The organism is Brunnivagina elsteri CCALA 953, from assembly GCF_002289455.1.
GTDB lineage: Bacteria > Cyanobacteriota > Cyanobacteriia > Cyanobacteriales > Nostocaceae > Brunnivagina > Brunnivagina elsteri.
Genome location: NZ_NTFS01000337.1, coordinates 1,152 through 7,478, shown reverse-complemented (window position 1 = coordinate 7,478; position 6,327 = coordinate 1,152). Strand labels below are relative to the sequence as shown.

Sequence of the window (6,327 nt, the reverse complement as noted above, 5' to 3'; positions counted from 1 at the left end):
AAGTGTATAAAGTTACTTAACTATACTTAGTGATTGAATGAGCATAAGCCTTGGAAAAAACTTTGTGATTTACTGAATTTGACTTCAATAATACCTTTTTTTTTTAATCTGTTAGCTATAACTAAAATCATAACTAGTCAAAGTGGTGATGAGTAAGAAGTGTTAAAGTTGAATAAGTCTAAATATAAGTACCTCTATATATTATTTATATTTGCCCTGATTGGGGTAATTAGTTATTCATATTTATCCAAGCGATCGCCTATTGTTGGCTGTTACGAATGGGGATTTTCAAATAATAATTCTAAATCCTATATTCACCCAGAAAAGATAGTAGTAAAACCTTGGCATGGTCAGCATCATGTTTTTGGAATTTTTATGATTCCTGGTGGAAATATTAATGATAAATTATTTAAGTTGGAAATTCCTGGGGAACAAACCCATTGCGGTGTTCTTGCCTATGAAGGAACGGTTGAAGCTGAAGGTGTTCGTGCTAAACCAGGCTATTATTTAATGAAGGGTTTGATAAATACTCGTACTGCTTTGAAATTAATTTCCAAAGGTAAAGTTGATGATTTGAAAAACCCAGTGAATTGGAAACTTGGATATATAAAAGAGAATTAGGGAATCGGTAAAGGATTAAACCGCCATAGATGCGGAGCAGCTACCTTCGGAAGTCACTCCGTGCCTACCCGTAGGGTAGACGCAGAGAACGCCATAGAGACGCAGTGGCTTCCCGGAGGGTAGAAAGAGGAGAAGAAGAAAAATTGAGGGAGTTGATTATCTGTCAAAGTTTACTTGGTGGACTACTAGAGGGAAAGAGTGAATAGAAACTTGGTAAAAAATGGACTTATTGCAGCTGCGTTTATGAATATCGGCGGTGTTCTTGTGTTTTCACGAGTATTTACCAATGTCGCTATTAATAACGCTGACCCCATTGTCATGTCGAACTTTGGGCTGCTTATGATTGTTGTATGGGGTCTAACCTATCTCGGTACTGCATTCATTCAATCAAACATTAAGTGGCTGATAGGAGCCTTTGCTATAGAGAAACTCGTCTACGTTGTGGCTTGGGTTAGGTGGATTTCGGAGAATAGTCTCGCACCACTCTATTCCCAGGATGTTTTTGCTGGGGCTTTTTATAGTATCTACGGGCTAAACGATTTAGTATTTATGCTGTTCTTTGCTTGGGTGTTTTTATCTCAGCACACTGAAAGCCCTGCATAACGAATCACTCAAGTGGTTCTTCCTATCGCAAATCACTTAGGTGAGTCGGCGTAAATCAAGTCCTCTTAAAGAGGAGTTTCGCGATTAGGCAGGGATTTATAATCCCTGACTAACTAGTACACAACGGCGGAAATAAAGCTACCATCTAAAATGGTTGAAAAGCTGATAAAATCATCTTTCTTTCTTTTGCCTTTTTACTTTTTACTTTTGCCTTTACGTACTAGACCATTCTAGTATGAAGCTGCACATAATTAATTGAGCCAAAGCCTTGCTAGATAAGGATTTTTCTATGAAGCTTCACATAGAATTAATTGGTATTACTTCAATAAATGCTCCTTCACAAACATCACCGTCGCGTAAAATTGAAAGTCAATATTTTTCTTTTTACTAAATCCATGACCTTCATCTTTTGCCATTAAATACCACATCGGCACATTATTTTTCTTCACAGTTGCTACTATTTGCTCGGCTTCATTTAAGGGTACACGAGGGTCATTTTTCCCATGAACTACAAATAGAGGCTTTTTAATTTTTTGGGCATTATTTACTGGGGAAATTTTTAAGAGAAACTCACGCATTTTCGGTTCCCGTTCGTCTCCGTATTCCACACGTCGCAAATCGCGCCTATAACCTTCGGTTTTTTCGAGGAAGGTGACAAAGTTGGAAATCCCCACAATGTCTATGGCTCCTCGAATTCGGTCAGCGTAATTTGTGGAAACCGCTAAGGACATGTAACCACCGTAACTTCCCCCCGTCACCATGACTCTATCTTTGTCTAAGTCGGGTTGCTGGGCTATCCAGTCTAATAATGCACCGATGTCTTTGACTGAATCTTCCCGCTTGAAACCGTTATCAAGGGTAAGAAAAGTCTTTCCGTAACCAGTGGAACCCCGCACGTTGGGAAATAATAAAGCTACACCCAATTCATTTAAGTAATAATTGTTGCGTCCCAAAAAACCAGGGCGAGATTGTCCTTCTGGTCCCCCGTGAATGTCTATAATTACAGGACGCTTACCTTTGAATTTAGCAGGAGGACGATAGATAAATCCGGAAATGGTTTTACCGTCAAAGCTTTTCCATCGAACTAATTGTGCATCAGTGAAATTACTGGTATTTAAACCTCCAGTTTCGCTTTCAGTCCACCTTTCCACTTTATTGGTGCGAATATTTAGGGAGTAAACATCGGCTGTGGAACGGGCAGAAACAAGGGTAAAGCCTAAGTCTTCGTTATTTTTATGCCAGGTAACACCGTATACTTGCCCAACAGGGAGTTTTGGTAATGGTTTTTCTTTGTTGGTTGCGGTATCAAGTAGATGTAGAATGCTTGCTCCGTCTTCGTTGGTGACAAAAGCTAAATTTTTACCATCCTCGGAAAGGTCGATATCTTCCACATCCCAAGGAATATTACTAGTAATAAAGGTATGTTTGTTTGTGCTTAAGTCGATGTATGCCAACCGGGAAAACTCTGATTCTTTATCGGTGATGCTATATAAACCTTTGCCATCTTTAGTAAAAATTCCTCCATCGTAGGAAATCTTTTCTTTTCCTCCTTTGGGAGTGATGAGTTTCTTTTCACCTGTTGTTGCATTCATCAACCACAAATAGCTTTCATTGGCTGATACATACTCAGTAATTAGTATTTGGGTATCATCTGGTGTCCAGTCTAATGCACCCCATCCACCACCTTCAGATTGTGCCAGTAATTTATCGGTTTTGGGGTTTTTAGGGTCGATAATATAGAAATCATTGTCTTTACCAGTGCGACGAGTGGAAGTGTAGACAATGCGATCGCCTTTTGTTGACCATGCACCACCAGCATTTCTCGATTTTCCATCGGTTAGTAGGGTAACTTCCCCTGTGGCTAAGTCGTAGCGGTAATTTTGGCTAAATTCATTGCCACCAATATCTTTACTGAAGACAAAATAATCTCCTTGTGTGGGTTGAAAGCTGCCTCCTCCAACACGTTCGGGGAAAAATGTAATTTGTTTTCTCGCTCCGAGAGGAAACTTGACTAAATGCACCTGTGGTGTATCGCCAAATCTTGTTGAAATTAGCATTTCGCGACGTTTAGGATGCCAATTTGAAAGACTCGCAGATCGAAAATTCGTGTAGCGTTCTACACTTTCTACTAATGTGGTTGGGATTGGTGGAATCCCTTCAACTACTAAGTTATCACTGGGTGTGATGTTTGTTGTTTGGGCAGCAGCCATAAAGGTTGGTAGTAATACTACTGCGAGGAATGTACAAAATAATCTTGATAAAAATTGCATTTACCGATTATCTCAAATTCTGGCTGTTGAGGGGAAAATTTTATTTAGCGATCGCAACTCACCAAATTTTAACTTGATATAGACGACTCAGCGAGTCGTCTCTACGGTATTCAATTATTTCTATCTCTTTCTATATCATTAATAACTTTTTCCATATACCAATCTTCTGACATCCCCGGATACTGATATTTTGCATCTTCAATTAATCGTTCGGCAATTTCCCAATAACCACCAACTAATCTCAATAACTTTTGACGTTGTAAAGCTGACTTTGGCTTGGTTAAATCTTTACTGGGAACAGTTATTTTTTTCAAATTATCTAATACTTGCTGATAATTTTTCCAATCTTCCTGTTCGCAAAAAATACTTGCTGCTTTTTGATAATCATCAATCGCACTTTGCATTTCTTCAATATGGGTATTTGCTAAACCACGATTGTAATATGCTTGGGCATCATCAGGGTTAAATTCTAACGCTTTTGTATAGTCTTGAGTCGCTTTCAAATAATTACCAGTTGAACGATGTGCATTCCCTCTGGCAACATACATCATCGCATTTTTTGGCTCTAATTCTAATGCCAAATTAAAATCAGCAATAGCTCCTTGATTATCACCCATTTGTAATCTGGCTTTACCCCGGTTGCGATAAACAATGGCATCATGAAAATTAAATCTCAAAGCTTGATTAAAATCAGAAATAGCATCGGTAAATTGTCCTTGCTTGCAGCGTATTACACCCCGACAGCAATAAGCTTTTCCATCTTGGGAATCTACTTCCATAGCCCAACCTAAGCTTTCTAAAGCTTCGCGAATATCTCCATTTTCAGCTTTTTCAATTAATTGCTTAAAATAGTCTCCTTCTGAAACTATTCCTAGTGGTTTTAGAGTTGGTTTTGGACTAGTTAATTTTGAACTTGCTACAGATTGAGGTTTGGGTTGGAGTTGCTTTATTTTCTCCATACACAAACGACAATTTTCTCCGTCTTTCTGTTGCAAATATAATTCTGCCGCTTTTTTGAAGCTGAAAATAGCATTATGAATATCTCCCGACTTCCGCAGTAAAGTTCCCCGCAGATTATGGGCAGCAGCATAACTATAATCGATACGAATAGCTCTCTCCACATCATCCATAGCGCTAGGTATATTCTTTAACACCATTCGCGCCAATGCCCGACTATAATATACTTGAATATTCTGGGAATCCAGCTTCAAAGCTTCCGTATAATCCGAAACAGCATGTAATATGTTGCCAGAATCGTAATAAGCCAAACCTCGCTGCAAATAAGCTTCAGCAAAATAGGGATTTAATTGTAGCTCTTGGGTGAAATCGGAAATTGCACCAGCGTAGTCTTTTTCTTTAGCCTTTTCCAAGCCTCGATTGTAATATTCTTGAGTCATGGCTTTGGTTGTTATGGGTGAACGCAACAAATAGAAGAACCTGTTTCCAATTGTGCGATAATCCCCATCAACTCGCCACTTGGTTAATATATATCTCCAGACATTATGCAAGGGGGAACGGCTGTTTGCCTCCAATACGGTTCGGTTAGAGTATTCCAAGTAAAAAAGTGCCCAAACTGTCATGCCGACGTAGGTAGGTGTAAGACTTCCCGGAGGGTAGCATCTCAATACCAATCGAACGTCGATGGTTCTCAAGCGGGATCATTTATTTGTTGGAACACTCTTAATAATTTTTCGTGGTGATTTCGGGAATGTAGAGACGTAATATATCATGTCTCTACAAGGGTTGTAGACAACGCATAGTTAATTGTTGGAGATGTCTAATGTGTTGCAATGATTTTTTAAATTGGTATTAGGGACTTCCAAGAAATATATTCTCCAGTTTTGTGGAGTGGGCTTCCAGCCTGCTCTAGATAATGACGGGCTGGAGAGCTTATCCCACAAGAAATTAAGTTGGGTATTTTTTTATTTGGAAGTCCCTTATCCGAAACTTCATATTTGCAGCATGTATCAAATACAGGAGATATCTAGTATCATTCTTGCAGCGTCATCCCTGTAGTTATGCTCAAATTTAGCCGCAAATTTTCGCCTTTGTTTATTTTCCCCTTGACGTTGTTGCTGGTGATTTTCCTGGCTGCTCCCTGGGTAACTGCTAAGAAAGCTGAGAAAGAAAAACCTATACCCCAACCTTGGGAAATAAAAGGGATTGTGGCTGCGCTAAATGACACTGATGCGGCTGTGCGATTGTTTGCGGCAAGAGCATTAGAGCAGTATAAGTTAGATAATCCCAAATCTCTAATCGACGCAAGTAATAAAGAGAATAATCAAGAAAGTTACAACAAGCTAGTTCAGCAGCTAAGGGAACAGCTATCGTCAACAGATAAGGACGAACAAGAAAAAAACACTTCACGTGCTGCCACAGCAACAGCATTGGGGAATATGCAGGCTAAGGAAGTTGCCAAGGATGTGGCTTTACTCCTCAAAAATAGCGATTACGGTGTCCGTGATTCCGCAGCAGATGCATTGGGGAATATGCAGGCTAAGGAATATGCCAAGGATGTGGTTTTACTCCTCAAAGATAGCGAATCCTATGTCCGTGATTCCGCAGCAACAGCATTGGGGAATATGCAGGCTAAGGAATATGCCAAAGATGTGGCTTTACTCCTCAAAGATAGCGAATCTTATGTCCGTAATTCCGCAGCAACAGCATTGGGGAATATGCAGGCTAAGGAATATGCCAAAGATGTGGCTTTACTCCTCAAAGATAGCGAATCTTATGTCCGTAATTCCGCAGCAGATGCATTGGGGAATATGCAGGCTAAGGAATATGCCAAGGATGTGGCTTTACTCCTCAAAGATAGCGATACATCTGTCCG

General features: G+C 39.7%; 5 protein-coding genes. 3 read left to right on the top strand and 2 right to left on the bottom strand.

Going from position 1 to position 6,327, the window contains the following annotated elements:
- Window positions 1-168: 168 nt before the first annotated feature.
- Both CK510_RS23005 and CK510_RS23000 read left to right on the top strand, forming a co-directional pair.
- Window positions 169-621, top strand: coding sequence for a hypothetical protein (locus CK510_RS23005; RefSeq protein ID WP_095723902.1), 453 nt, complete (start codon window positions 169-171; stop codon window positions 619-621).
- A 210-nt stretch (window positions 622-831) separates the two neighbouring features.
- Complete coding sequence (locus tag CK510_RS23000) at window positions 832-1,224, top strand: hypothetical protein (RefSeq protein ID WP_211293270.1); 393 nt, start codon at window positions 832-834, stop codon at window positions 1,222-1,224.
- Window positions 1,225-1,541: 317 nt separating this feature from the next.
- Here CK510_RS23000 and CK510_RS22995 read toward each other — a convergent pair whose 3' ends face one another.
- Both CK510_RS22995 and CK510_RS22990 read right to left on the bottom strand, forming a co-directional pair.
- On the bottom strand, window positions 1,542-3,494 hold the full coding sequence (locus CK510_RS22995; protein WP_245912332.1) for a S9 family peptidase: 1,953 nt from the start codon (window positions 3,492-3,494) through the stop codon (window positions 1,542-1,544).
- 110 nt (window positions 3,495-3,604) lie between these two features.
- Window positions 3,605-4,891 carry a tetratricopeptide repeat protein gene (locus tag CK510_RS22990; protein ID WP_095723901.1) on the bottom strand — a complete coding sequence of 429 codons (1,287 nt, stop codon included), beginning with the start codon at window positions 4,889-4,891 and terminating at the stop codon, window positions 3,605-3,607.
- A 621-nt stretch (window positions 4,892-5,512) separates the two neighbouring features.
- On the opposite strand from CK510_RS22990, the gene CK510_RS22985 reads away from it, so the two are divergent.
- The coding region (locus CK510_RS22985; RefSeq protein WP_143289393.1) for a HEAT repeat domain-containing protein at window positions 5,513-6,327 on the top strand (815 nt) is incomplete at its 3' end.